The organism is Streptomyces sp. LHD-70, from assembly GCF_031157275.1.
Taxonomy (GTDB): domain Bacteria; phylum Actinomycetota; class Actinomycetes; order Streptomycetales; family Streptomycetaceae; genus Streptomyces.
In genome coordinates, this window is sequence record NZ_JAVIFW010000039.1 from 1 (window position 1) to 24448 (window position 24448).

Here is a 24448-nt window from a genome sequence, read left to right on the forward strand (position 1 = left end):
CCGGATGCCACCGGACGCCCTCGGGGTCGACGCGATCTCGTAGCGCGGATCGCGTTCGACGACCGTGACCTCGACGGAAGGGTCGAGGACCTTCACGTAATAGGCGACGGCTGCGCCGAGCGCACCCCCACCGATGACGACAATGTCGGTTTTCATCTCACCTGCTGCAGGTAGGCCGTTGAGTGTGCTGACAGCCGCCAACTTCTCGAGTGGCCCGGCTAAGGCCGAGGTGTGGCGGGGGCGATGCACCGAACGTAGGCGGGGCGGTGCTGGGTGGCATCCGCGTCAGCGAGGAGAGTTGCCCCGTAGGTTCGACATTTGTCGAATGGGCATTCTGCCTAGGCCGGGGGTGGCACGCTGGCGGTTCGATGTGGCGGATGACCGTGCAGAGACCCAGCGATGGCCGCGGCCGCCGTCGGGGGCGGACGGAGACGGGGATTGGCGGTCGAACGCCTTCCGGACGGTGGTGTCAACATTGTGGTGTGCGGGATTTAGGACTGCGGCTCCGGCGGCATGGGGGCAATCGCGTGGCCGGTGCTGAAGGCGTTCTGTGGCACGATGCAGATCAGGGGATTCTGCGCGGTCCATGGGGGTGGATATTGGCCTGACGGAGCAGCCCAGGGTGCGGTGACTGGATTGGGTAGAAGGCAGGCCGCGAACCGCCTCTCTGCCCAAGGGAACTATTCGCCGACGGCAGACAGGAAAGGACTCCAAAAGCCTCGACGTCTCTCGCCACCTGCTCGAGCACCACCACCGCCTCCTGGCCGAGCTCGGCGCCACCACCGCCCGCCGCCTCCAGCCGATGCGCGCCGGGTAGACCGTCCTCGTCGCCGACATCCGCGCCGCCACCCAGACACCACCCGTCCCCTCCGGTAAACGCGTCATCTTCGTGACCCTCGAAGACGGCACCGGCCTCGTCGACCTCGCCCTCTTGGGAGACAGCCACGACGCCTGCGCCCACACCGTCTTCCACTCCGGCCCCCTCCTGGTCCGCGGCACGGTCTAACAGCGTGGCCAACGCCGCACCGTCGTCGGCCAGATGGCGTGGAACTTGGACGACGTCGCCGCGGCCCGCCGCGACCGCGGCCCCGAAGCCGCCCTCCAACTCCTCGGCCGCACCATCCCCGCACCCACCCCGCCCAAGACCACGCGGCCCCAGCACCGGCGCCGGCCCAAGCCGAGCGGACCCTCACTGACGGCACCGCCGGCGCCCGCCTCCACGCGTACGCCGACCGAAGTGGATGGGTTCCCGGATTCCTGTAGCGGAGTGCCGGTGAACCCACCGGTCGTTCGGGTGTGTGAGGAGGCTTCTGCCGTGGGTTCGGCAGGTGCGCAAAGCCGATTCGGGGACAATGGCTGCCGATGGCCTGCGTGTCGACTACTGGTACCAGCCGTCTCCGCCGTCATCGGCCAGAGAGCGGCCGAGGTAGTCCTGCAGGTCGAGTGCGACCCAACGGCGGCTGTCGTCCTCATGCTCCCAGACGAAGACATCGGGTCGAGCCGGTGTGCGGACGAATGCGAACTGGTCGCCGCCACCGTTGTCACCGAAGAAGAGCAATGCGCCGAATGGCATGTAAAGGTCGGCAAACGCACTATCCGACCAGAAGTGCAGATTATCTGTGACGATGCGACTCAAGGGCCAGACCGTACCTTCTCCGTAAGGGCCCTCAATGCCGTTGGTCTCCCGGAGCAGGTTGGTGAGCTCAACGGGCAGAGGACACCCCAGTCGCTCTTCCGCCTCAGTCAGGTCGGCCGGGTCCACAGGATGGTTGAATCCGGCTTGGGAAGATGCCCGGCCTGCAATTTCTCGCCACATGCGGGAAGCCTAGACACGCAGCCCGGGTGCTGTTCGGTCGGCCTGCCTTCCGTCGGAAGGGCCCGTGGATCTTCAGGCTGGATCGGGTCCGGGTGCTTGTGAGGGTGGGCTGCGGTGAAGTGCTTCATCGCGGTTCCCTTGCTCACCCCGAGCAGGTCCGGGCCACGGCGGCGCGGCTGGCGGCCAGCTTGGGCACCCGCCTACGCTTTGAACAGCTGGCGGCCGGCTCGGTCACGGTGATGGTGCGGCTGGCCGATGGCGAGACACTGTCCAGGACTCGGACACGGGCGGGGACTTCAGGCCATACCGATGACCTGCGTGCCGCCGCGTACGTAGTCCTGGACAGCTTCGCGCTGCAGCGTGCCCGGATCCGCCGGGTCACGCTCGTCGCGGAACGGATCGTGGACGCCGCACAGTTGTACACACAGCTGGCGTTCGATCCATCCCGAACCTCGTGGCTGCGAGTTGAGCGGTGATCGACCAACTCAACGCCCGATTTGGGGACGGCACCGTGGCACCAGCCACCGCGTTCCACGCGGCGGGACCGGTGACGGACTCGTGAGAATGCGCGCTCCTGCGCCTACACGGACCACGGTGTGGAGCTCCGGCGGGGCAACGTGGTGCGTCTCCGGGAGTCGTCGACGTCGCTGTCGATGGCCCCGGCGACGGAGCTGATCATGATGAGGTCTGTGCCCCGTCGCATGGCACGGGTGTCGAGCCGATGCATACCGGGGCCAGATGAGTTGGTCAGCGAGGGGCGCCCAGAGTAGCTTCGCTCGTCGATGCGTAGTATGCGTTGCTCATGTCCAGCCAGTCGGCGACCACGTCGGCCGAGATGGCCACGTCAGCGACGAAGACGCCCTCCGCGCCCGATGCGATCCACGAGCGAACGCGTTCAAGATCCTCGACTGTCCTGATCTTTGCTCCCTGAGCACCGACAGCTGTGGCGATGCGGGCGAAGTCCAGTTCGTCGAAGACCATCGCTGTTGTGTCGAGGCCGCGAACGCCGTACTGATGTACCTCCATGCCGTAGGCGGCGTCGTTGAGCACGATGACCAGAGCAGACTTGACTTCACGCACCAGCGTGTCGAGTTCGTTGAGCTCCATGGCCAAGCCACCGTCCCCAGTCACGAGAACGGGCAGCCGGTCCTCGCGGCCCACAGCGATGCCCAGGGCGGACCCGACGCCGAGACCGATGCTCTGCAGGGCCAGCCCGGGCAGCAGCATGCCCTGCGGGTCGGGAGCCGTCAGGTGGCGTGCTGCCCACCCCATGAAGTGCCCGGTGTCCTGGGTGATGGTGCGTGGGGCAGGCAGCATGCTCTCGAAGCGGTCCATGACCGCTCGTGGGTCGAGGCGTCCGTCCGGGCCGAAGTCTTCGTAGGTTCGCTGGTCCCCGAGGGAAGGGCAGGTCACGGTTGATCGCCAGTCGGACTTGCTGTCCTCGGGCAGATGCTTGAGTACGGCCTCGGCGAAATCCCGTGCGTCTGCGCGGTGGTAGCTGGTCACCTGCTCGTGGGTGGCGTTTGCCCGCGTGTCGATCTGGATGACGGTGTGGGCGCCGGCGACCAGTTTGTTGTAGCGCATCTGGTAGAGGTTCAGGCTCGCGCCGACGGCCAGGACGACGTCGGCTCGGTCGATGAGCTTCGCCGCGCGGGGCGACGAAAAGCCGCCCGCGATCCCGATGTCCCACGGTGATTCGAAGATCCGGTGGGCCATGAGCGAGGTGGCGAAGAGCGCTCCGACTCGGTCCCCGATTTCCCGGAGAACGGGACCCGCACCGGACAGGACCGAGCCACGGCCGGCAAGGATCAGCGGACGCTCCGCACGCGCAAGCGCCTCCGCGACGGCTGCGGCGTCGTCCTCGCCCACAGGTGGAGCCTCTTGCAACTCCTCCTCGCGCAACACCTCCTGGGCCGTGGGGGCGGCCGCTCCGTCCTCACTGTTGTCCACTGGACTGTCGACCACGTCGTACGGGAGGGACACGATGACTGGCACCCGGTCTCGGACCGCCACCTCATATGCGTGACGCGTCACTTGCGGCGCGTTCCTGGGGCTGGCCACCAGCGTGTGCACATACAGCGCCCTCGCGGCGCCGACCTGGTCGATGTCCTGGCCGCGCGGTCCGGTGGTCGGCGGTGCGCCGACGACTACCACCATAGGGATGCGCGCCAGCCGGGCCTCGGCCAGGGACGTCAGCATGTTTGTGTAGCCAGCGCCGTAGGTGGTGGACGCGGCCGGAATCTTGCCCGTGGCCAGGAAGTAGCTCTGGGCGGCGATGACGGTCGCCGTTTCGTGGCGGACGTTGACGACGCGGTGACCGCGGCTTGTCAGGCTGCTGACGAAGTGGGCATTGCCGTTGCCCATGAGGCTGAAGAGGGTGTCGCTGTGTTGTGCGACGACGTCGGCGACGGCTTCGGAGACTGTCGTGGGGGAGGTCACTGGACACCCTTCAGGTCGTTGTGGGGGCTGGAATCGGGCTCTGCTGATGTGCGGGCCGTGCGAGGGCGGTTGAGAACGGTCACCGAGATCGCGGTAACGAGACCGCCGACAACCATGTAGGTCGCGACGAGCCAGGGCGCTCCGTCCAGCAGTTGCACGAGGGCGACGGCGATGAACGGAGTGGGGCCGGAGATGGCGACGGTGTTCAGCTCGCGTGTGACCGCGATCCCGGAGAACCGGAACTCCGTGGGGAACAGGCCGGAGAGGAAGGCCCCCTGGCCGGCGATCGTGGCCCCGTAGACGAAGAAGGCGGTCACCGCCATGGCGACGATGATGATGAAGAGGTTGCCGGTCTGCATGGCCGCGAAGAGCGGGAAGGCGACGATGATCAGCCCGATCGCACCGTACCGGTAAGAGGTCGTCGGACCGATCCGGTCGGCCAGGTTCCCCATGATCGGGGCTGAGCCGAACCCGACGAGGGCCGTGATCGCGATGACGACCAGACTCTCGGCGCGCGAGAGCCCGAGGTCGTTCGTCATGTAGGACGCCATGAACGTCATCAGCGTGTAGAAGACGACGTTGAGCGCGGTTCCCGAGAGGAAGCCAAGCAGGATTTCCTTGGGCTGGGTCTTGATCAGCTGGATGACGGGGACGCGTGCTTCGGCGTTGCGGCGCACAGCTTCCGCCTTGGCGCGTTCAAACTCCGGTGTCTCCTCGACGTGTCGGCGGATGTAGAAGGCGACCGCAAAGAGCACGGCAGAGAGGAGGAAGGGGATGCGCCATCCCCAGCTGAGCAGTGCGCTCTCGGGCAGTGCTGAGACGGCGAGGAAGGAGAGGGTCGCGAGGAGCGTGCCGCCGGCAGCCGCTCCGTTCGGGATGGCGGTCACGAAGGCGCGCCGGCTCTCGGGCGCGTATTCGGTGACCAGTGTCATGGCGCCGGCGAGCTCGGCCCCGGCTCCGGCCCCTTGGACGAAGCGCAGCACGACGAGCAGGACGACTGCCCATATGCCGAGTTGCTCGTGGGTGGGCAGCAGCCCCATCAGGGTGGTGGCCGCTCCCATGAGGACGATGGTGAAGATGAGGACGGGCTTGCGGCCGAATCTGTCGCCGAAGTTGGCGATGATCAGCCCGCCGATGGGGCGGGCGAAGAAGCCCACGGCGAAGGTCGCGAAGGCGGCCAGCGAGGATGCGGTGGGGTCGTCGCTGGGAAAGAACAAGGTGGGCAGAACGAGGGCGGAGGCCGCACCGTACAAGCCGTAGTCGTACCACTCGATCAGTGTGCCGACGACGCCGGCGAGGAGAGCTCGCCGTGCCATCGGAGAGAGGGGCTCGCGCCGCACAGGGCCCTGGATCGTCGAATTTGTCATCTTTGACCTCTTCTGACGGATGCTTTTGGGCAGGCGGAGGCCGCGGACGCGGCATCCGTCCGGAACGATTGAGGCGGTGTTGATGGATGTGCAGCGTCTGGGGGAACGCGGTAGGAACGCCGGAACGTCAGCCGTTCGATGCGCCCGCAGGGGTCTGGCGGTCCTGTCGCGCTTGTGAGGGCCGAGCATCGCCCGCGGACAGGTCGACGTCCTTGGTCTCGGAGGCGAACAGCATGGCAACGACAGCGACAGCCGTTGAGACCACGACCATGAGGATGAGGGGCCACGTGGACCCGCCGGAGGCCAGGACGAGCCACGCGGCGACGGAAGGCGTGAACCCGGCGAGAATGATGGCCATCACTTGGTAGCCGATGGAGATGCCCGAGTATCGGACCATCGTGGGGAACAGCTCGCAGTAGAAGGCCGGCAGGGGAGCATAGACAGCGGCGTGGCCCAGCGCGAGGAACAGCACGACCCCGAGCGTGATCGCCCAGAGTGCCCCGGTCTCGATCAGAGCGAAGACCGGCCAGGCTGTCACGATGATGAAGGCGGCGCCGAACAGGAAGACCTTCTTGCGGCCGAAGGTGTCCGACAGCCGGCCGAACACGGGGATGGCGACGATGTTCGCTGCCGAGCCGACGAGTACGGCGGTGAGGCCGTACTGGCGGGGTACGTCGAGCGTCGTCGACACGTACGACAGCACAAAGACCGTGAGCAGGTAGTAGTTTCCTGCCTCTGCGCACCGGGCGAAGATCGCGATCAGCAAGGAGCGGCGATGGGATCGCACGAGCTCGGTCAGTGGCGCCTTGCGCGTGCTGGTGTCCTCGTCGAGCTGCTTCTTCGCCTCCAGGAAGGCCGGTGACTCGGTGGCGCTCAGGCGGATCCACATGCCGACTCCGGCGAGCACGACGGCGAAGAGGAAGGGCAGCCGCCAGCCCCAGACGGCGAATTGATCGCCGCTGAGGGCGCTGGCAGCTGACACGGCCGCGGTGCCGAGCAGCAGACCGGACGACACACCGATCTGCGGCCATGAACCGAAGAGCCCGCGGCGATTGTTGGGCGCGTTCTCGACGGCGATGACCGCGGCGCCGCCCCACTCGCCACCGACGGCGAATCCCTGGGCGAGCCGGAGCACGCTCAGCAGGATGGGCGCCCAGATACCGATCTGGGCATAGCTCGGCAGGATGCCGATCAGCGCGGTCGCGGCACTCATGATCGAGAACGTGAGGACCAGCGTGGACTTGCGTCCGAGCCGATCGCCCAGCAGTCCGGCGACATAGGCGCCGGCCGGCCGGGCGGCGAAGCCGACACCGAACGAGGCGAGTGCCGCAATCTGCGAGGCGCCCGGTGCCAGGTCGGGGAAGAAGACGTCCCCGAACACGAGCGCGGCCGCGGTCGCGTAGACGGTGTACTCGTACCACTCGACGATGGCACCAACAGTGCCGGAGATGAGTGTCTTGCGCCGCACTTGTGCGGGGGTGAGGGTGGTCATCGACTTGCCTTTCGGTCGCCGCCCTTGCGGCTCGAGAACGGGGCGGGGATCGTCAGACGTCAGCGGTGGCTGCTTCCGCCGCCATGTCGTCGATCACCTTCCCGGCGACACGGAAGCTCTCGAGCGCTGCGGGGACGCCGACATAGACGGCGCTCTGGAGAAGGACCTCCTTGATCTCCTCCGGAGTCAGCCCGTTGCGCAGGGCGCCTCGCACATGGGTGGCGAGCTCGTGATTGCGGTTGAGGGCCGTGAGCATGGCGAGATTGATGAGGCTGCGCTGGGACCGCTCCAGGCCCGGCCGGGACCAGACCTCGCCCCAGCAGAACTGAGTGACGAGTTCCTGCATGTCCTGCGCGAAGGCACTGGCGTTCTTGAGGGAGGCGTCCACGTACGCGTCGCCGAGGACCTCGCGGCGTATCTTGAGGCCCTTGTCGAACAGTTCCTGGTTCATTGCTCTTCTCCGAATCGGTGTGGGCGGGTCAGCGGCCGTCGAAGCGCACGCCGTTGCGCTTCTCCAGGTATTCGCCGATCTGGGACTGGTCCGGTGCGGTGGTCCCCAGGGCGTCCAGCGCCTCCTGGGCGATCGCGACGGCTGCCGAGGAGACGGGGATGTCGATGCCCTCGGAGGCCGCGAGTGCGAGGGCGGTGTGAACGTCCTTGAGGGTGAGCGCGAGGGGGAATCCGACGTTCCAGTTGTGCGTGAGGACCTGCGGGCCGATCTTGACTTCGGTGGCGTGGTTGCGTCCCGTGGAGCGGTTGATCACATCGAGCATGAGCTGTGGCTCCAGCCCGAACTTCGTTCCGACGCTGAGGACTTCGAGGCCGCCGACCAGGCCGATCACGGACAGTAGGTTGTTCAGTGCCTTGAGGGCGTGTGCCGATCCGACCGGTCCCGTGCGCTGAACGGCGCTCCCCATGGACTGCAGCACGGGCAGAACCCGGTCGTACATGGTCTCGTCCGACGTGCCGACCATGATGGTGAGTTCGCCGGCCGCCGCCTTCACGGGACCGCCCGAGACGGGTGCGTCCACCAGCTCCAGCCCCAGGGCGGCGAGCGTCTCGGCGTTCCGCTTTGTCGTATCGGGGCGGGAGGACCCCATGTCGACGACGATGGTTCCCGCTCGACGGCTGCGGACGAGAGAGGCGGGATCGGCGCTGTCTCCGAGGGCGGTGGAGACGATGTCGCTGTTGGGCAGCATCAGGATGAGAACATCCGCGTCGCTGCTGGTGCGCGGGTCCGCCGTGTGGACGGCCCCCGACTGATCGGCGACCTGCCGGGAGGCTTCCGCGTCGACGTCGTAGACGTAGACGCGGTGGCCCGCATCCACCAGGCGGCCGACCATCGGGGCACCCATCGTGCCCAGGCCCACGAACTGAATGACTGTCATGTGTTTTCCCTGTTCAGTAGACGACGACAACGGACTTGAGATGGGTGTAGTGGTGCATCGCCTCGATGCCCTTCTCCCGCCCGTAGCCGCTCTTCTTGTGGCCGCCGAAGGGGGTCTGGACGGCTCCCGTGGACCAGGAGTTGACGAAGACCTGTCCTGCTTCGATCGCGTCGGAGATCCGCAGCGCCCGCCCGATGTCCTTGGTGAACACGCCGGCGACGAGTCCGAAGTCGGAGTCGTTCGCCATCGAGACGGCGTCTTTCTCGTCGTCGAACGGAAGGGTGACCAGGACCGGGCCGAAGATCTCCTCGCGTGCGATGCGCATGTCGCGGGAGACTCCGGCGTAGATAGTCGGCTGTACGTAGAGGCCACCAGAGAGTTCCGGACGCTCGCTCACCGAGCCGCCCAGGAGTGCGTGGGCGCCCTCCTGCCGTGCCAGATCGAAGTACTCCTGTACCTGATCGAACTGGGGGCGGGTGATCATCGGCCCCACGTCCTGGCCTTCGCGCAGGTTCCCGGCGATCTCCGCGACCCGTGCGACGAAGAAGTCATGGATCGAACGCTGCACCAGCAGCCTCGTCCCGGCCGAGCAGACCTGTCCCGCGTTGGCGGCGAACGCCCGGACCGCTTCCTTCGCTGCGAGGTCGAGGTCGGCGTCGTCGAAGACGATGTTCGCCGACTTGCCGCCGAGCTCAAGGGTCAGCGGAATGATGCGCTCTGCTGCGATCCTGCCGACGGCCTGGCCGGTGCGCACCGATCCGGTGAAGGCAACCTTGCGCACGTCCGGATGGGCGACGATGGCGGTGCCGACGGTGGACCCGGCACCGAGGACGACGTTGAAGACCCCGTCGGGAAGACCGGCCCGCGACGCGAGCTCAGCGAGCGCGATCGTCGTCTGTCCCGAGGTCTCCGCCGGCTTGAGCACCACGACGTTACCGGTGGCCAGGGCAGGGGCGACAGCGCGGGCAGCCTGGTTGAGCGGCACGTTCCAGGGGGTGATGACCCCGATGACGCCGTACGGTTCGCGCTTGGTGAAGATGTGCTGGTTCGGCTCGACGTCCAGTACGTCGCCGACAGGCAGGTTCACGAGTCCCGCGTAGAACTCGAAGTAGGCGGCGGAGTTCTCCACTTCGCCGAGCGCGGTGGCGCGCGGCTTGCCGGTGTCCTCGACCTCGAGGTCGGCGAGATGGTCCGCGTTCTCGCGTATGGAATCGGCGATCCTGTGGAGTATCCGCCCGCGCTCTGCCGACGGGTGGTGTCGCCACGCGTCGGCGGAGCGGCGCGCGGCGGTCACGGCCTGATGCACGTCGGCGTCACCGCTGGCCGCGATGTCGATCGTGGGCTTGCCGTTCGAGGGGTTGATTCCGGTGCTGTACTCCGCCGTGCTCGGCGGACAGGCGGCGCCGTCGATCCAGTTCTCAAGGGATGCGGGCATGGAGGGTAGTTCCCGTTCTCGGTGGTGGTTGGGCTACTTGTCGTTCATGCGAATCACCGCACGAGTGACTTCGCGGCGCAGCGACTTGTCGAGTGCCTCCTGCACGTCGTCGAAGGCGAACTCGGCATCGCCCAGGTCCTCGAACGGGTAGTCGTCGCCGTGCTCGACGAGGAACGTCAGCGCCTGCCACAGATAGCGGGCCTCGTACCGGTCGATGTGACGGACAGTGAGTGCCTTGCGGGTCACGTATCCCGGGTCGACCGGCACGGTGGCGCCGGGCGAGAGGTTTCCCATCACCAAGTAGCGGCCGCCACGACGCAGCAGTTCCAGGCCTTCCGCGAAGGCGGCCGGTACTCCGGCGACCTCGACCGCCACGTCCGCGCCCCGGCCGCCGGTCAATTGCTGGACGACATCGACACGCGCCGCGGTCGACGCGTGGTCGTTCATGTCGAGGACGTGGTCGGCTCCGAACGCCTTCGCCTGGTCGAGCCGCGCCGGAACCTCGTCGACGACGATCACGCGCGCGCCGCGCTCCTTTGCCACGGCGACGGCGCCGAGCCCGAGTCCGCCAGCGCCCTGCACAAGCACCGTTTCGCCGTATCGGACATCGATCTGGTCGATCCCATAGATCACCTGGCTGAGAGCGCAGTTGGCGCCCGCGGCAACCGAGTCGGAGAGCGCTTCGGGGACCTTGTAGACGTTCTGCAGGGGATGGACGTAGTAGTGCGTGGCGAAGCCGGCGTGGAAGTGCGGGGCCTCCTCGGGCTGCTTGCCGAAGTGCTCGTACGCGTTGTCGCAGAGGTTGTACTGACCGCCCAGACACTGGGCGCACCTCTGGCACGTCTGGAAGTACGTGTACACAACGCGGTCCCCGACCGAGAGGGGCTCGCCCCGGTTGTCCGTCGTACGCCCCTCTCCCAGGGCGAGCACGCGGGCGACCATCTCGTGGCCCAGGCCGCCGCGCCTTTTCACCGGATGCCTGCCGTTCCAGATGTGCAGCTCCGATCCGCACACGTTCGCGCGCAGGACCTCGACCAGGAGCGCTCCGACTTCTGGAACCGGCAGCGGATACTCGGCATAGGCGAGGTGCCCGGGTTCGCTCATGTAGGCCAATCGCCCCGTTGCGGGCGAGGTGTGGTTCATGTGTCGCTTCAATCTCTCGGGATCAGTGCCAGGCGCGCCCGATCGGCGGGCTCGGCTACAAATGACTGATTGAACGATTGTCGTACAGTCATACATCAACTGGATTGATCAGGGGAACCCCCATAGACTCAGAACCCAGAGTGAAACGGAGGGGACACGTGACTGCTGCGTCAAAGACGCTCATCTCGCGGGAAGCGGTGTCCCTCAGGGATCTGGTTGTGAACCGTCTGCGCGACCAGATCCTCGAGGGCACGCTAGAGCCGGGTCAGAAGCTCGTCGAACGTGACCTTTGCGAGGCACTCGGCGTCAGTCGCACAGTGCTGCGCGAATCGCTACAGCAGCTGCAGGCCGAAGGGCTGATCGCCCACATCCTGCACCGAGGTCCCTCGGTCGCCGTGATCACACGGCAGGACGCGGTGGAGATCTACCGCGTTCGTTCACTCCTGGAAGGTGAAGCCGGTCGCGGGTTCACGCTCGCCGCCACCGAGGATCAGATCGATCAGCTGTCGAGGTGTGTGGAGCGCCTGCGGGATCCCAGCGTGCAGGAGGACGCACACGCGCAGCTCCAGGCGAAGAATCAGTTCTACAAGATCCTGCTGGAAGGCTGCGGGAACGCGACAATCGCCGCCCTCCTGACACAGCTCAACAACCGCATCACAATGCTCCGCCGCATCTCACTCGCACACCCCAACCGCATCACAGAGACGACCAATGAGCTTGAAGCGATCGTCGACGCGGTGCGCCGCCGAGCAGCCGACGAGGTATCGGCTCTCTGCTCGCTTCATGTCGAGAATGCGGCCGCCATTGCCATCGCCACGTTCGACACCACGAGTCCTGAAGGCGACTAGGCAGAAGGTTTCACGCTGCGCGACAGCCAGGAGCCGGAGGGGCACGCAACGAGGGAGGGCCACAAGGAGAACTCGGCCAGGCTGGCTGACGGTTGTAATCACACACCGGCGCCGTGCTTGGCGCGCCGAGCATCGGGTATGTGCCCGAACGCCTCGCCAACGGGTACCTTGCCCTCGGCGATAGGGACAGGTGGGCAGCCGATGGAGCAGGTCCTCGGGGGCTACGAACGCACACGGCTGAACAGCATGCGCTGCTCCGTGTCGGCCAACCACCCGTCGGCCGGTCAAGGCATGGCAAGGCGCCGAAACGGGTCTCAGGGGGCGATGGTGTCGGGTGTCGGGCCGGAAGCGCCCGGGTGCGCGGCGCATAGGTAGGTCATGGCGGTGCAGGGGTGGAGCCCGAACAGGGCCCGTAGAGGTCGCCGACCCCGGAGTTGCATTGCCGCGGGGCCAGGAGTGTCAATGGCCATTTGTTCTCCTCGGTTCTAAAACTGACGGACGCTATTGACAGTTGGGTCTCTCGTATCTAGGAGACCTGCATGATGACCGAACGCGATTTATCACGGCGTGCGAGGCACCGGCTGGCGGTGCTGCGCCATGTGGAGGAGGTGAGCGGCAGTGTTGCCGCCACCTGCCGCTACTACGGCATCAGCCGCCAGTGCTACTACGTATGGCTGCGGCGTTACGAGGCCGAGGGGTTGGAGGGGCTGAAGGACCGCTCCGGTACGCACCTGTTCCACCACCGCATCGGCGTGGGGCACAGCACGGACGTCTACTCGCACGGCGGGGTTACGGCGCAGGAAGTCGCCGATCATCGCCGAGAGCGGTTGAATTGCGGCCGAAGGCATGCTCGCAATTTCCAGTCGGCCAGTCGGCCAGTCGGCCAGTCCGCAGGCCCTTTACCGACTGGGTTCGGAGCGGCGAGGTGGTCGGTGCACCGTAGCCGAAGACTTCATGCAGCAGAGCGGTGGAGAGAACATCAGTAGGTCAACTCGAGCCGGCTCTCGGGTTTCCTGATGGACTGCTCCGACCCTGAGCTGCTCTGGGGACTCGACGGGAAAATGACCAGATCCGGAGTCGCGGTGCGCTCCCTGTCCCAGGCTTCGATGTGGGTGATGAGGTCCCGTGCGAGGGCGACGCCGGTGGGGCCGTAGGCGGCGGCGCCGAGGCGGAACGGGCGTTCGGGGTTGGCGCCTTCGCGTTGGTTGATGAGGTACGCGACAGAGTCGCCGGCCACCAGGGCAGGGCTGCGTACGGGGATTGCGGGGCGGCGGATGCCGTGGTCGAGTGCGGTCGGGGTGACTTCGATGCGGCAGACGCGGTCGTCCGTGGCGGTGGCGCGGAGCCAGATTCCGTCGAACGACTCCTCGCCACCGATCCGTACGTCCGACCAGGACTCGGTGCACGGCGTAGCGAAGAGGTTTCGGGCGAGTGCGGTGGGGTCGACGGGTTGGTCCTGGTCGTGGTGAATGCGGACGGTGTCGCCCGTTCCGAGTGCAGTGGTCTGTTCGCCGTCCTGGCCGATGATCGGGACGAAGCCGCAGAGCTCCATGCTGTCTGAGACGAGCCTGTCACCGTGGCGTGTGAGGGCGACGGAGCGGGCTTGGCCGCGCCAGCGCAGGGGGAGTACGAGGCGTCCGCTGTCGGCGAGTTGGTGCCACCAGGTGTGGGGGATGTCCCAGACGCCGACGGTGGCGATCACGCGTGTGTAGGGGGCGTGTTCGGGGGCTCCGAGCAGTCCGTCGCGGTGGATGACGTGGACGTGTTCGTATCCGGCTTGGTTGAGGGTGGTGCGGGCGTGGAGGGCGACGTCGGTGTCGATGTCGATGGTGGTGATCTGGCCGTGAGGGCCGGTGAGTTCGGCGAGGAGGGCGGCGTTGTAGCCGGTGCCTGCGCCGATCTCCAGGACGTTGTCGCCGGGCTGCACGTCGAGTTGGTCGAGCATCGTGGCGACGACGGAGGGGACGGAGGCGCAGGAGAGAGGGAGGGGGCCGCTGGGGTTGTCCTTGATGCTGATGGCCTGGTCGCTGTAGGCGGTGGGCAGGTCGATGCCGGGAAGGTGCGCTTCGCGGTGGACGGTCCGCAGGGCGTCTTCGACGTTCTTGGGGAGAGGGCGATGGGTGGTGATCTCGTTGACGAGGCGGTTGCGGAGTTCGGCCGCAGTCGGGGTGGCGGTCATGGTGTTCTCTTTCGTCAGTTCAGGACAGGAGGAGGCAGGTCTGCCATGTCGGGTCGAGGGGGCGTGAGGGGCTGAGCGTGTGCAGGGTGAGGAGGACGCCGTCGGCGCCGGTCAGGAGTCCGGGGCCCTCGGGTATCTCGTGCCGCACGATGCAGTCGGAGAGCTGACTGTGGAGACGGACGAGCTCCCGGTCGAACCCGTCGAGGCAGGCATCGGCCGCGACGCGGTCGGCCGACAGGAGCAGGCCTGCCCAGCCGTGGCAGACGGTGGTGTCGCGGATCCGTGAGAGCTGTCGGCTGTCGGTGAGGCACGACAGGAAGGTCTGCTCGGCGAAGTGCTGCGCGGTCTTGTTGTTGCCTGCCTGAGCCACGAGTTGGAGGGATCGGGCTATGCCCGGTGTGCCATAGCACCAGGACGGCCTGCCGGGACGGACTTCGATCAGCGGGCCGCGGAGGTAGGGGACGAGGCCGAGGGTTTCGGGCCAACCAGTACCGCCGCCTCGGAGCGGCCGAGCCCACCGCGTCAGCACATGGCACCCCTCGTCCAGAGCCTCATCCGCACCGGCGACGGTGACACCCGCGCGGTGGCTGAGCCCCAGCAGGGCGAGGGGGCCGGCGATGCCGTGGGCAAGGCCGAAGTTCGCATGGCCGAGGGGCCAGGCCTCGTCGTAGCGTCCGCGTGGGCTGTCCGAAGCCCACCAGCCCGGTACGGCGTATCCGTCGACGGTGACGGGCTCGGTGATCAGCCGGACGAGATAGCTCAGGACTTGCTGGAGCAGGGAGGTGCTGTTGCGGCGCAGGAGGTAAGCGCCGATGCCTGTCAGGCCGCTGATCAGGTCGAACTCCCGTAGCCGTGCCGGGCGTCCGCTGGCCATACGGGCGTACGCGGCACTCAGGCGTCGATCCACGAGGGTCGCTACCTGGTGGTCCATGGCGTCCAGCGTGGGAGCGTAGGCCGGGTTGCCGGAGGCTTGGAGGACGTACGCCACGGCCGGGGCGCCGTAGTAGAGGCCGGCCGAGCTCGGATTCGCGGTGACCGGACGCGAGGCAAGGGCCTTGGCGGAAGCATGGGCGGGCTCCCAGACACCGCTGCGGCGGGCGAGGAGCATCTCGTACAGGGCGGTTCCGGCGATCCCGGCACCCATGTCGTGCACGGAGGTTCTCACTGCCCTGCCTCTCGCTTGAGCAGGGAGCGGCTTGCCTGGCGGGCGGCGTGGCGGCTGATTGCTTCGGAGTCCCGGTCGGGGCCGAGGATCCGGTTGTGGTGCATGTGCAGCAACGAGTCGAGAACTGCCTCGAGTTGGGGCTCGTTCAGGAGTCCGCGGTACGAGCACAGAGCTGCCCGGCGCTCGGCCTGAGCTGCAGCCAACCTCGGCGAGGTGCGGATCAAGGGCTCAGAGACCGCGTACTGCAGGGCATGACGTGTGACGTCGAGCTGGCCCCCGCCCGCAGTCGGAGCCGAGGCGAGCCACTCCAGCCCCTCCCGCAGGCCGAGAAGCCCTTGCGCGATGTCGATCACGCCGAGTGCGCACAGGACGCGACGGTCGAGGGCAGGCAGACCGGTGAGGGCGACGCGCACGGCGAGGCTGTCAGCCACGAAGACATCCTCGGCGGCATCCATCGCTGCGCCCGTGCCGTAGCGGCCCCACTCGGGACGGTAGGCGTCGAAGACAAGCCGGGACGCGAGGTGCGTTTCCGTGAGCCGAGTGGCCCACGCGGCGAGCGCGCGCGTGATCGTGGCATGCCCCTCGGGGCCCGAAGCGGCGATACGGAGACGCAGGTGGTCCTCCTCGTGGAGGGACCGATAGCGCACGAACCAGTGCGCGGGGTCGCCGAGTTCCTGCATGAGCGAGGAGAGGTGCCGTGTGAGGACATCCTCCATGGCCGCAGGATGGGTGAACAGCTTCGCCTGGAACCAGCGCTGCTTGTCGTCACCCGGATGTGCGAGCGATCGGTTGGTGACGATCGGAGCGTGCGCCAGATCGGGGTGCGGTGACGGCTTGCGTGTCGAGACGAGCGGCAGGATGACCTCGTGTGCGTGGCCGATCCACGCCAGCTCGTTGTCCGTGGCTGTTTCGGTGAGCGTCGCGTGCTCGTTGTGCTGAAGGTGCCGGAACAGTAGCCGGGCGTGCAGGGACTCGCTCAGGTCGAGACGCAATGTGCGGTCGTCGTCCCGGAGTTCGACCACGTCAGGGCACTTCCATCGGACAGCCCACTCGGTCAGAGCCTTCTGCCAGGCAGCGTCGAAGGCGCCCGAGGGGAGCTCGGCCGCGGACAAGCGCCAGCGCGCCGGAGTCAGAATCGCGCGGCGGTACCTGACCCTGGGCAAGTACGGGGCCTCCGAAGCGAAAGGCCCCCAGTCGAACTCGGTCCAGTGGGTGGCGAAACCGCGCCCGAGCATCGCGAGGAACCGGGCGAGCGGCGGGGCCTGCTTCTCCAGCGCGAGCGGATGCAGCACGACAGGCTCGACGATCCGGCGCCGGGAGAGACTGACCAAGTGCAGGCGCCTGCCGGTCGAGAACACAGCAAGGTCGTCCAAGCCGATCTGCTCAGCTCCTGGCGGCCGGTGCTCACCTACAGAGATCACGTACGGCAGCAGGGTGGGAATCCGGGCCACGTTCTCGGCATGCGGATGGACCGGGGTGAAGGAGAGCTGCGCGGGCACGGCGCCGTCGACCATGGTGGGCAGTGTGCTGTACAGGTCTGACAGTCCGTCGTCCCGGAGCAGGGACGCGAAGCGGCCGGTGAGGTTCCCGACGGTCCACGCAGGTCGCACGGTCAGCGTGAAATCGCCGTGGTCCACGGCTTGTTGGCTGTCAGCCCGAACTTGTACGGCCAGCTCAACGTGGGGTGCGACTGGTACGTCGGGTTCTGCGGTGTCACCGAGTTCGTCGAGGAGGTCGTCCGTCAGGAGAATCTCGCGATCTCCGGCCGCAACTGCCTGCCAGGCCAGGGCCAGGAGCCACTCGTCGCGCGGGAGAACGGTCGACGGCGCTTCGGTCCACAGCGACTGCGGGTAGTCGGAGGGCAGGCCCACACCGGAGGCGAGGTCGGCTGCGTCTCGGACGGGCACCAGGCACCCGGATCCGTACCGCTCCCAGAAGACGCTGTGATACGCGGCCCAAGCTGGCTTCTCCCCCTGGGTGCGGGTGAGCCGCAGCAACGCGTGTGCGGCATATCGAGCCTCCTCCAGAACCTGCTCGGGCACGCGCACGGTAGCGTCCAGGCGCAGATCGAGGCTGACGCGCGAGCGGCCCGCATCGGCGATGGACCGCATCCGCTGCTCGGCGCTGGCTCGTAGCTCACGGGCGGATGCAGGTGCCGTTGCGCCGTTGTGAGCTTCGATCAGTTGCTGCACGTCGGCGAGAGCTGCCAACAGATCGAGGGTCGTCTCGTCGAGGGCTTCGGTGTGCGGTCGAAGGGCGCGCAGGATGTGGCCGGTGGGATCGGTCGTCGTCATGGGGGATGACAGGTCGCTGGTGAGCAGGCCCTGGTCGAGGGCCGAGCCGATCAGGCTCGGTGCTTGTTCACGAGTACCCCCGGCATCCACGAGCCGCTCGATCAGAACCTGGCCTGAGACCCCGGTCGCTGCATCCAGCAGGACGGCCAGAGGCGCTGTGACGCGGGCCGTCCCCAGACGCCCGTCGGGCACGGAGGTTTCTACGGTTCCTCCGCGCTGGACTGCGAAGTCGTGGATGCGGAGGTTGAGCAGGGGAAGGACGTCAGGCCGACGCAGAAGGTCTTGACGTACCTGGTCGAGCCACAGGGTGTCGATGCGCGCGACGGCACGATGGTGGTGAGTCGCGAACTCGGCGTGTGCAGGCCCGAGTTCAGCCATAGCCACACCCGCGAACAGGCCGAATGGAGTCGCCCGACCGGTGGCGCGAAGAAGGTAGTGGGCAACGGAACACGTGGCCTTTCGGACTCGCTTGGCCGGGGCGCCGTTGCCGACGAGGATCTGCTCGACGGAGTCGGCCAGGCCTGGGGAGGCGACTCGTAATGCTTGGACGAAGGTGTCGTCGCGCCACACATCCTGGAGCCAATCGCGACAGGAGTCGGGATCGTCGACCGCCGGCCAGCGCTCGGGTCTGGCGCTCACAGGCATGGCCGCCGCGCGCAGGAGGAGTGTGTTCCCGTGCCTCTGGAACGTTGGGTTGATCCTCATACGGTCTGCTCCCTCGATGTGGGGCGTCGGTGGAGCCCGACTCGGGCCCCACCGACGCCAAGGTGGTCAGCTCGACGCGCAGGACGAAGCACAGGTGGACGCGCAGCCGTCACCCGTCGCGCACCCAGTGGGCATCGGAACGGGAGACAGCGTGAACGTGAACTCCACCTCCCAATCGCTGTCGGCCAAGGGGGCGGTCTCGACGGGTGGACCGGACGGGGCTGCGATCACTGAACTGGCCATGTGAATCTCCTTGTTGGGCGTGGTGCCCCCGCGTGAGGGAGCACAGGGAGTCCCGCGGGATCTCCGTGCCGGGTTGCCGTACGGCTGTCTGCAACCCGCTACGCAAGCACCGCTGGACGTCGAGGGCTGCCGCACGAGTTGGCGTGCCCGGGGCCTTCGATGCGCGCAGCACCACGCACCGCACACTCACTCGACCAGGGCATCGCGCAGCGCAACGAGCCCGACCACCGCTCCGACCACCAGTGGGAGAAGCAAGATCTGGAGCGGCCCGAACCCGAGCGTGGCCAGGTACCGGACCGGATGACGAACGACCCATCGAAGGCGAGGGAGTCGAAGCCTCCGCCGGCCGTTCACCCGCCATACGCCCCTCGCTGACTCGGCGGAGCGTCCGCGTTCCTCAAGCCGACCCACTGAGAACCTCGTTGTGCATGGCGATGTGGCACCACGCGACGGCGCCGTCCGGGCTGAAGCCCCACTGGCCGCCGAGTTCCCCGACCAAGACGTCCACGAGGAACAGGCCGCGCCCTGACTCGTCGAGATCGTCTGCCGTTTGCGGTGCAGGTGGGGTGGTGGGAGTCGAGCTGTCGATTTCGAGGCGGAGGATCCCCGGCTCCGGCACGCTGGTTCGAAAGAACACTCGGCGACCGCCCGCACCATGCAAGACCGCGTTGGTCAGCAGCTCGGAGACGATTAACGCGACCGACTCGACCCGCTCACACGGCATGTGGCACGACCTCTTCAGCCATGTCTTGCTCTGGTGTCGCACCTTACTGACCTCGCTCGGGACGGCATCGATAGCCAACTCGAAGGTCGGCTCATGCCGGCCGAAGGGGTCCTGAGTCCCGCCTCTGCCCACCTTGTTGACGCTCCGAGATTCACCAGGGAGCCGCCTTTGGAGCCCCGCGGCCTTCTTTGCGACTGGTGGATCAATGTGGGGTTGCATGCGAACTGCTCCTGCTCGTCGTGTGGGGTGACGTACAAGAGCGAACCGCCGAAGTGCCGTGATGGGTATGGGGTCAAGGCCTCGCGGGTGGTCAAGGTGGTCAAAGATCACTAAAGGCACAGAGCCCTGGGGGTGACAATCCGCCAGTTCCCTCTCAAGCAGCAGAAGTTCGGGACTACGTTGTGAGATCCAAGCTCGACGCCGGGCATGCCAACGTGGCAAGTCGGTCAAGGTGGTCAAAGATCGTTTTCTGTGTCGGGGGCGCACGATGGCACGTGAGAGGAATGAGCAGCTGGCCGTGCTGCTCGACGAAGCTCGCTGGTCACGGGCCATGGCCGCGAGTGCGTACAACCGTGTTGCTGCGGAGACGCTCGGCGGCGAGGTGCGCGAGAACTCGAAGATCGGGCGGTCGCACGTGAGCATGTGGGTAGGGGGCACGCAGCCGAGCGGAGTCGCGCCCCTAATCTTGTGCCAGGCACTGTCCCGTCGCCTGAAGCGTGAAATCGCGCCACAAGAAGCCGGGTTCACAGTTCCCACCTCGCCGGCGCAGACAGCGCTGGACTGGCGCGTCGATCCGCTGATCGCGCTGAGCAACTTGGGGAGAGGCGTGGACGGGGATCGGCGGCGCATCCTGACCGGCGGGGTGTACTCGGCAGCGGCCCTGATACTTCCTGACGAAACCTGGTGGCGAGCCATGGGGGAGTCACCAGACAAGACATCGTCCGCAGGCACACGCGTGGGCGGGGGCGACGTCGAGACGGTCCAGGAGCTCACGCTCGCGTTCTCCCGCATGGACCAGCGGCGGGGCGGAGGCCACGGCCGACAGGCGGTCGACGAATACCTTCGGCAGGACGTACGCGGCTTCCTGAACGGCCGGTTCTCCGACGACGCGACGAGACGAGCGATGTTCTCCGCATCCGCCGAAATGGCCTACGTATCAGGGTGGATGGCCTTCGACAACAGCGAGCACGCGGTCGCACTGCACCGATTCAACCTCGCGGTGAAGCTGGCAGCTCGGGCCGGCGACGCACCGTTGAGCGGGCACATCCTGCGAGCGATGGCTCACCAGGCCCTCGACATGGGCTTCGACGCGGAGGCGCTGCAGCTGGCCCAGCAGTCAGTGAACGGCGAGCGTTACGCGGACGCGACGCCGAGGGAGAAAGCGCTGCTCGGCGTGGTTCACGCACGCACCCTCGCGGCGAACGGCCGAAGGTCGGAAGCGGCACAGGCACTGCTGAGAGCAGAGGACGACCTCGCCAACGCGCATGAAGGGATACGCGAACCGGACCGGACGTTCTTCTTCGGAGAGGCCTCGCTCGCCCACGAGACGGCGTGCACACTGCGCGACCTGGGTGACCATGGACGAGCGGTCGAGAAGTTCCGTCACTCCGTACGCACGCGCGGCGCCGAGTTCCGCCGCACCCACGCCGTGACCCTCGGCTACATGGGCGCGACCCAGATCGCGCAGGGGAGCGTCGAGGAAGCCTGCGCGACGTGGACGAGCGTCCTGGATGCGATGGAGGGCGGCATCTACTCCGGGCGGGCCAGGCAGACGGTGGTGGACATGCGTGGCCTGCTCTCGCCGTACCGCAACCGCGGGATTCCCGCGGTCCGAGCCCTCAGCTCGCGGGCAGGCGCGTACCTGGCCCAAGTAGATTGACCCCGACCGTCATTGAGTCCGCACTGAAGGGTCGAAGTATGGCATTGGAGATCAATCCGATCGGTGTCGTTGTCGAGGGACGGAGCCAGGTCTCGGACGACTACTGGGGCGGCGTCGAGTCGGTCATCCAGCTCGACGAGGCAGAGTTCCCGCTCGACTCTGTGCAAGGGCTGGAAGAGTTCTCCCACCTCGTCGTCGTATGGCACTTCGACAAGGCCTCTCCCGAAGACGTGGAGTACCACGCGCGCAGCCCGCGAGGAAATCCGCAATGGCCGGCGACCGGCACTTTCGCCCATCGCAACCACCGCAGGCCCAACCAACTCGCCCAGAGTTTCCCGCGTTTGCTGAGCGTCGAGGGTCTCCGTTTGCGCGTGACCGACTTGGACGCGGTCGTGGGCACCAAGATCTACGATGTCTCGCCCTTCTTCCGGGAGTTGGGCCCGCGTGGACAGGTGCACGAACCGGCGTGGCCGGGCGAGATGCTCGCCGATTACTGGGCCGAGAAGTCGTGAAGGAGGGTGTGCGCTACGTGCGTACTAGAACCACGGTCCGCAGGTTCTGATCACTGAGGGGCGCGAAGGCCACGATCCGGACTTCCACCTCTTCGCCGTTGTGTACGGGCAGTCGAAATCGACGGATGTCGCCGTCCGGGTGTGCCCTTGTCTGCAGTGTCGCCCACAACTCCCGTGCCTCTTCGTTTCCCGCTAGGATTTCGTCCCGCAAGTCAGTCAACTCAGTCGCGTCCGGGTGTGTGGCGATGACGTACCGGATCTGACCAAGGAATGGGAGGGCCCAATCCTCCCGCCAGTTGACGAGCTGCTCCCGGGCCTCCGGGTAGAGGAAGGCGAACCGCATCAGGTTGCGCTCGTACGGCAGCCAGGGAAACCAGTCCTCTTGGGGCTCGTTGTAGGCGACGATGTCCCAACGCAAGTCTGATACATAGGCAGGGTGCGGGGCGAGAGCGTCCAGGATGACCTGCAGGTGGTCGTCCACCCGGAGTTTCAGCCCCGCGGCGACTGGGGGAGGGGTACGGCCCAGCGCCATCTGGAAGAGCATGACTCGTTCGGCCTCTTCAAGCCTCAAGGTCATGGCCAAGCGCTGTACGAACTGTTCGGAAACCGGCCGCGGGCTGCCGCCTTCCAACTGCCGATACCAGGAACTTGCCACGCCCGTGAGAGTGGCGACTTCGTCCTGCGTTAATCCGTCTTTCAACCTTCTGCGGGTGGAGTCGATCCCGGCGATGCGACGATGATCGAGTCGTTCGCGCCAGTGGCGAAGAAGCGGACCCAGCTCCGAGGAAACTGCATGCTTTGACATATGGGCTGCGTCACCAACCTTCCGCGTTGCGCCCGCCTTTTGGCCCGCTGGAATGGGGCAGTTGTCCAATTATCTACGCCTGTGGCATATGCGGAGCGCGACATTCCGAGTACGAGCTGCCTAATTCAGTTCTCGGTACTGGGGCAAGCGCCACTGCTGGTGGCGGAAGTGGCTGTGCAGGATTACTCAGGCAAAGAAGCGTGAGTAAGGGAGCTAACCGGCCATGTCCTTGTGGTGGCGTACAGCCAGACCCGATTCGCTGCAGAGGTCGTCTGACGGGCAGCAATCCGAGAATCACGCGATGCGCGTGCTCCCTGGCATGCGGCAACAGCAGGGTGAAGGGCGTGCCCGGGGTCGGGACCTGGAGCGCCGGATCCGACGGCTGCTGAGGTCCCTCGATGTTCAGCCGCCATTGAGCGTGCCCGACCTGTGCACCGCGCTTGCCCGTCGGCGGGGCCGACGGATCGAACTGCGCGCCTTCCCGCTGCAGAGCGGAGGGCCGCTCGGGGCGTGGCTGGAAACGCCGAACGCCGACGTGATCGTCTTCCAGAAGGAGACGACCCCGCACCACCAGGACCACATCATCCTGCACGAGCTCGGGCACATCCTGGCCGATCACCCAGGGCCCCCTGGCACGGCCGTGTGGGAGTCCCTGCTCCCCGGGCTCAAGTCGGACGCGATCCGGCGGGCGCTGCTTCGGTGTTCGTACGACACCGAGGAGGAGCAAGAGGCCGAGCTCGTCGCGACGATCGTGGGGGAGTGGGCATCGATCCTCGACCACATCGCGCCCTCTCGGCAGAGCGACGACCCCGCGGTGCGGCGCGTTCAGGCCGCACTCGGCGATCACCAGGGGTGGCTGTAGATGGCCACCGTCTTCCTCAGTGGGCTCGTCGCGGCCATCGTCTGGAAGCTCTACCAACTGTCCAAGGCCCCACACGATCGATGCCTGCGCTCGGTCGTGCTCTGCCTGACCTCTGCGGCGCTGTCCTACCCGCTCGCGATGCCGGGCGGTGCGACTGGATTCGAGACAGTGGCCGGACACGGTGCAGCCAAACTCATGCAGAACCTCCTGCTGATTGCCACCGTGTACTTCCTGATGTGCTTCTACCTGTACGCGTCCGCCGACGAGCGCGGCGCCCGACGCCGAGCCCGTATCGAGGCCCTCGTCGCTGCCTCGGTGGCCGCGACCGTCACCTGCACCGTCGCCACGGTCCCGCACCATGCGCTCGTCGGGAGCTTCTCCAGCACGGACATGACAGTCCCGCAGGCCGCGATCTTCTACCTGGTGACCGGCCTGTACCTGATGTACGCGCTCGCCGCCGCGGCGTATTGGACGCGCCGCTACGCCCGCTTGTCCGGCACGCCGCACTCCACCGGGCTCTGGACGGCCGGCGCAGGAATGTTCGGGATGGCTGTGGCGTGCGCGGTCCGGGCCGTGATCGTCGGGGTCAGGTGGACCGGCGACACGGTTCCCGCTCCGGTGATGGCCGCGGTCGCGGCGGTCCTGGTGGTGTCGAGTGTGCTCTTCGTCTTCGGTATCACGTACCCAGGCGTGCGTACGCGGATCTCTCTGTGCCGTCTGTGGTTCCGTCACCGTCGTGAATACGCGCGTCTCGAACCGTTGTGGAAGCTGATGGCGGAGGCGGCGCCTCATGCGGTGCTGAGCCCCGATTCGGCATCTGCGTGGGAGCGGGGGCGTGCTCGTGGTGTCCATCGCCGACACCACCGCCGTGTCGTCGAATGCAGAGACGGACTTGTCGAGGTCAGCCCCTACTTGGTGCCAAGAGGCGAGGGTCCTGAGCCGCTGCGTGACGACTCCGCGCGTCGTGCCGCTGAACGGCTGCGTGAAGCCGTGCGCGCCCACCTCGACGGCTCGGGCCGGGCTGCACCTGAGCAACCGCTGGCCACCATCCCTCGACAACGCAGCCGAGAGGCCGAAGTAGGAGAACTGCTAGTTCTGTCCGACGCCCTGCGCGTCGCCAACTGACCCACTCCGTAAGCGAAAGGGAGCTGC

At 66.9% G+C, this 24448-nt stretch carries 21 protein-coding genes and 1 pseudogene; 8 read left to right on the top strand and 14 right to left on the bottom strand.

The features are described 5' to 3' along the window. The coding region (locus RCO28_RS39570) for an FAD-dependent oxidoreductase (RefSeq protein WP_374991326.1) at positions 1 to 156 on the bottom strand (156 nt) is incomplete at its 3' end. Between the two features lie 505 nt (positions 157 to 661). Here RCO28_RS39570 and RCO28_RS38025 point away from each other — a divergent pair. Then, positions 662 to 1263, top strand: a pseudogene (locus RCO28_RS38025) (DNA polymerase III subunit alpha); the annotation flags it as partial. A gap of 115 nt (positions 1264 to 1378) precedes the next feature. Here the strand turns inward: RCO28_RS38025 and RCO28_RS38030 are convergent. Further along, positions 1379 to 1816 (bottom strand): SMI1/KNR4 family protein, encoded by a 438-nt coding sequence (locus tag RCO28_RS38030; protein WP_308945970.1) that lies wholly within the window; start codon positions 1814 to 1816, stop codon positions 1379 to 1381. A 26-nt stretch (positions 1817 to 1842) separates the two neighbouring features. Between RCO28_RS38030 and RCO28_RS38035 the strand changes: the two genes are divergently transcribed. Continuing rightward, entirely contained in the window at positions 1843 to 2292 is a 450-nt protein-coding gene (locus RCO28_RS38035) for a hypothetical protein (protein ID WP_308945971.1), read from the top strand. A gap of 271 nt (positions 2293 to 2563) precedes the next feature. Here RCO28_RS38035 and RCO28_RS38040 read toward each other — a convergent pair whose 3' ends face one another. From RCO28_RS38040 to RCO28_RS38070, 7 genes are all read right to left on the bottom strand, one after another. After that, positions 2564 to 4255: a thiamine pyrophosphate-dependent enzyme gene (locus RCO28_RS38040; RefSeq protein ID WP_308945972.1), complete on the bottom strand. Its 1692-nt coding sequence runs from the start codon at positions 4253 to 4255 to the stop codon at positions 2564 to 2566. Continuing rightward, the gene (locus tag RCO28_RS38045; RefSeq protein ID WP_308945973.1) at positions 4252 to 5571 is read right to left on the bottom strand and encodes an MFS transporter; all 1320 of its coding nucleotides are present in this window, start codon (positions 5569 to 5571) and stop codon (positions 4252 to 4254) included. Before RCO28_RS38045 ends, RCO28_RS38040 begins: the two co-directional genes overlap by 4 nt. A 178-nt stretch (positions 5572 to 5749) precedes the next feature. Continuing rightward, positions 5750 to 7114: an MFS transporter gene (locus RCO28_RS38050; RefSeq protein ID WP_308945974.1), complete on the bottom strand. Its 1365-nt coding sequence runs from the start codon at positions 7112 to 7114 to the stop codon at positions 5750 to 5752. 52 nt (positions 7115 to 7166) lie between these two features. After that, entirely contained in the window at positions 7167 to 7565 is a 399-nt protein-coding gene (locus tag RCO28_RS38055; RefSeq protein WP_308945975.1) for a carboxymuconolactone decarboxylase family protein, read from the bottom strand. 28 nt (positions 7566 to 7593) lie between these two features. Beyond that, complete coding sequence (locus RCO28_RS38060; RefSeq protein ID WP_308945976.1) at positions 7594 to 8502, bottom strand: NAD(P)-dependent oxidoreductase; 909 nt, start codon at positions 8500 to 8502, stop codon at positions 7594 to 7596. 13 nt (positions 8503 to 8515) lie between these two features. Further along, on the bottom strand, positions 8516 to 9937 hold the full coding sequence (locus tag RCO28_RS38065) for an aldehyde dehydrogenase family protein (RefSeq protein ID WP_308945977.1): 1422 nt from the start codon (positions 9935 to 9937) through the stop codon (positions 8516 to 8518). Positions 9938 to 9970: 33 nt separating this feature from the next. Beyond that, the gene (locus RCO28_RS38070; RefSeq protein WP_308945978.1) at positions 9971 to 11041 is read right to left on the bottom strand and encodes a zinc-binding dehydrogenase; all 1071 of its coding nucleotides are present in this window, start codon (positions 11039 to 11041) and stop codon (positions 9971 to 9973) included. Between the two features lie 197 nt (positions 11042 to 11238). On the opposite strand from RCO28_RS38070, the gene RCO28_RS38075 reads away from it, so the two are divergent. Further along, positions 11239 to 11928, top strand: coding sequence for a GntR family transcriptional regulator (locus RCO28_RS38075; protein WP_308945979.1), 690 nt, complete (start codon positions 11239 to 11241; stop codon positions 11926 to 11928). Positions 11929 to 12467: 539 nt separating this feature from the next. Further along, on the top strand, positions 12468 to 12914 hold the full coding sequence (locus RCO28_RS38080; protein WP_308945980.1) for a helix-turn-helix domain-containing protein: 447 nt from the start codon (positions 12468 to 12470) through the stop codon (positions 12912 to 12914). On the opposite strand, the gene fxlM is transcribed toward RCO28_RS38080, so the two are convergent. The 4 genes from fxlM to RCO28_RS38100 form a co-directional block, all read right to left on the bottom strand. Beyond that, positions 12908 to 14107, bottom strand: coding sequence for a methyltransferase, FxLD system (gene fxlM, locus RCO28_RS38085; RefSeq protein WP_308945981.1), 1200 nt, complete (start codon positions 14105 to 14107; stop codon positions 12908 to 12910). The two genes, RCO28_RS38080 and fxlM, sit on opposite strands and share 7 nt — an antisense overlap. 19 nt (positions 14108 to 14126) lie before the next feature. Further along, entirely contained in the window at positions 14127 to 15251 is a 1125-nt protein-coding gene (locus tag RCO28_RS38090) for a lanthionine synthetase C family protein (RefSeq protein WP_308946001.1), read from the bottom strand. Between the two features lie 17 nt (positions 15252 to 15268). Then, positions 15269 to 18271, bottom strand: a complete 3003-nt coding sequence (locus RCO28_RS38095) for a lantibiotic dehydratase (protein WP_308945982.1) — start codon at positions 18269 to 18271, stop codon at positions 15269 to 15271. A gap of 640 nt (positions 18272 to 18911) precedes the next feature. Next, entirely contained in the window at positions 18912 to 19457 is a 546-nt protein-coding gene (locus RCO28_RS38100) for an ATP-binding protein (RefSeq protein WP_308945983.1), read from the bottom strand. 298 nt (positions 19458 to 19755) lie between these two features. Here RCO28_RS38100 and RCO28_RS38105 point away from each other — a divergent pair, with 298 nt between their 5' ends. Together RCO28_RS38105 and RCO28_RS38110 are read left to right on the top strand one after the other, a co-directional pair. Further along, on the top strand, positions 19756 to 21117 hold the full coding sequence (locus RCO28_RS38105; RefSeq protein WP_308945984.1) for a Tat pathway signal protein: 1362 nt from the start codon (positions 19756 to 19758) through the stop codon (positions 21115 to 21117). 38 nt (positions 21118 to 21155) lie between these two features. Then, complete coding sequence (locus RCO28_RS38110) at positions 21156 to 21629, top strand: TrmO family methyltransferase (protein WP_308945985.1); 474 nt, start codon at positions 21156 to 21158, stop codon at positions 21627 to 21629. A gap of 13 nt (positions 21630 to 21642) precedes the next feature. On the opposite strand, the gene RCO28_RS38115 is transcribed toward RCO28_RS38110, so the two are convergent. After that, positions 21643 to 22434, bottom strand: a complete 792-nt coding sequence (locus RCO28_RS38115) for a helix-turn-helix transcriptional regulator (protein ID WP_308945986.1) — start codon at positions 22432 to 22434, stop codon at positions 21643 to 21645. Between the two features lie 301 nt (positions 22435 to 22735). On the opposite strand from RCO28_RS38115, the gene RCO28_RS38120 reads away from it, so the two are divergent. Together RCO28_RS38120 and RCO28_RS38125 are read left to right on the top strand one after the other, a co-directional pair. After that, entirely contained in the window at positions 22736 to 23296 is a 561-nt protein-coding gene (locus RCO28_RS38120) for a hypothetical protein (RefSeq protein ID WP_308945987.1), read from the top strand. Then, positions 23297 to 24421, top strand: a complete 1125-nt coding sequence (locus tag RCO28_RS38125; protein ID WP_308945988.1) for an MAB_1171c family putative transporter — start codon at positions 23297 to 23299, stop codon at positions 24419 to 24421. Positions 24422 to 24448: the final 27 nt, after the last annotated feature.

Coding starts and splice junctions, on each gene's coding strand:
- RCO28_RS38110 (WP_308945985.1), top strand. CDS start 21,156: ATGGCATTGGAGATCAATCCGATCGGTGTCGTTGTCGAGGGACGGAGC.
- RCO28_RS38055 (WP_308945975.1), bottom strand. CDS start 7,565: ATGAACCAGGAACTGTTCGACAAGGGCCTCAAGATACGCCGCGAGGTC.
- RCO28_RS38120 (WP_308945987.1), top strand. CDS start 22,736: ATGCGCGTGCTCCCTGGCATGCGGCAACAGCAGGGTGAAGGGCGTGCC.
- RCO28_RS38070 (WP_308945978.1), bottom strand. CDS start 11,041: ATGAGCGAACCCGGGCACCTCGCCTATGCCGAGTATCCGCTGCCGGTT.
- RCO28_RS38090 (WP_308946001.1), bottom strand. CDS start 15,251: ATGGGTGCCGGGATCGCCGGAACCGCCCTGTACGAGATGCTCCTCGCC.
- RCO28_RS38095 (WP_308945982.1), bottom strand. CDS start 18,271: ATGAGGATCAACCCAACGTTCCAGAGGCACGGGAACACACTCCTCCTG.
- RCO28_RS38065 (WP_308945977.1), bottom strand. CDS start 9,937: ATGCCCGCATCCCTTGAGAACTGGATCGACGGCGCCGCCTGTCCGCCG.
- RCO28_RS38050 (WP_308945974.1), bottom strand. CDS start 7,114: ATGACCACCCTCACCCCCGCACAAGTGCGGCGCAAGACACTCATCTCC.
- RCO28_RS38100 (WP_308945983.1), bottom strand. CDS start 19,457: ATGCAACCCCACATTGATCCACCAGTCGCAAAGAAGGCCGCGGGGCTC.
- RCO28_RS38030 (WP_308945970.1), bottom strand. CDS start 1,816: ATGTGGCGAGAAATTGCAGGCCGGGCATCTTCCCAAGCCGGATTCAAC.
- RCO28_RS38045 (WP_308945973.1), bottom strand. CDS start 5,571: ATGGCACGGCGAGCTCTCCTCGCCGGCGTCGTCGGCACACTGATCGAG.
- RCO28_RS38080 (WP_308945980.1), top strand. CDS start 12,468: ATGATGACCGAACGCGATTTATCACGGCGTGCGAGGCACCGGCTGGCG.
- RCO28_RS38125 (WP_308945988.1), top strand. CDS start 23,297: ATGGCCACCGTCTTCCTCAGTGGGCTCGTCGCGGCCATCGTCTGGAAG.
- RCO28_RS38060 (WP_308945976.1), bottom strand. CDS start 8,502: ATGACAGTCATTCAGTTCGTGGGCCTGGGCACGATGGGTGCCCCGATG.
- RCO28_RS38115 (WP_308945986.1), bottom strand. CDS start 22,434: ATGTCAAAGCATGCAGTTTCCTCGGAGCTGGGTCCGCTTCTTCGCCAC.
- fxlM (WP_308945981.1), bottom strand. CDS start 14,107: ATGACCGCCACCCCGACTGCGGCCGAACTCCGCAACCGCCTCGTCAAC.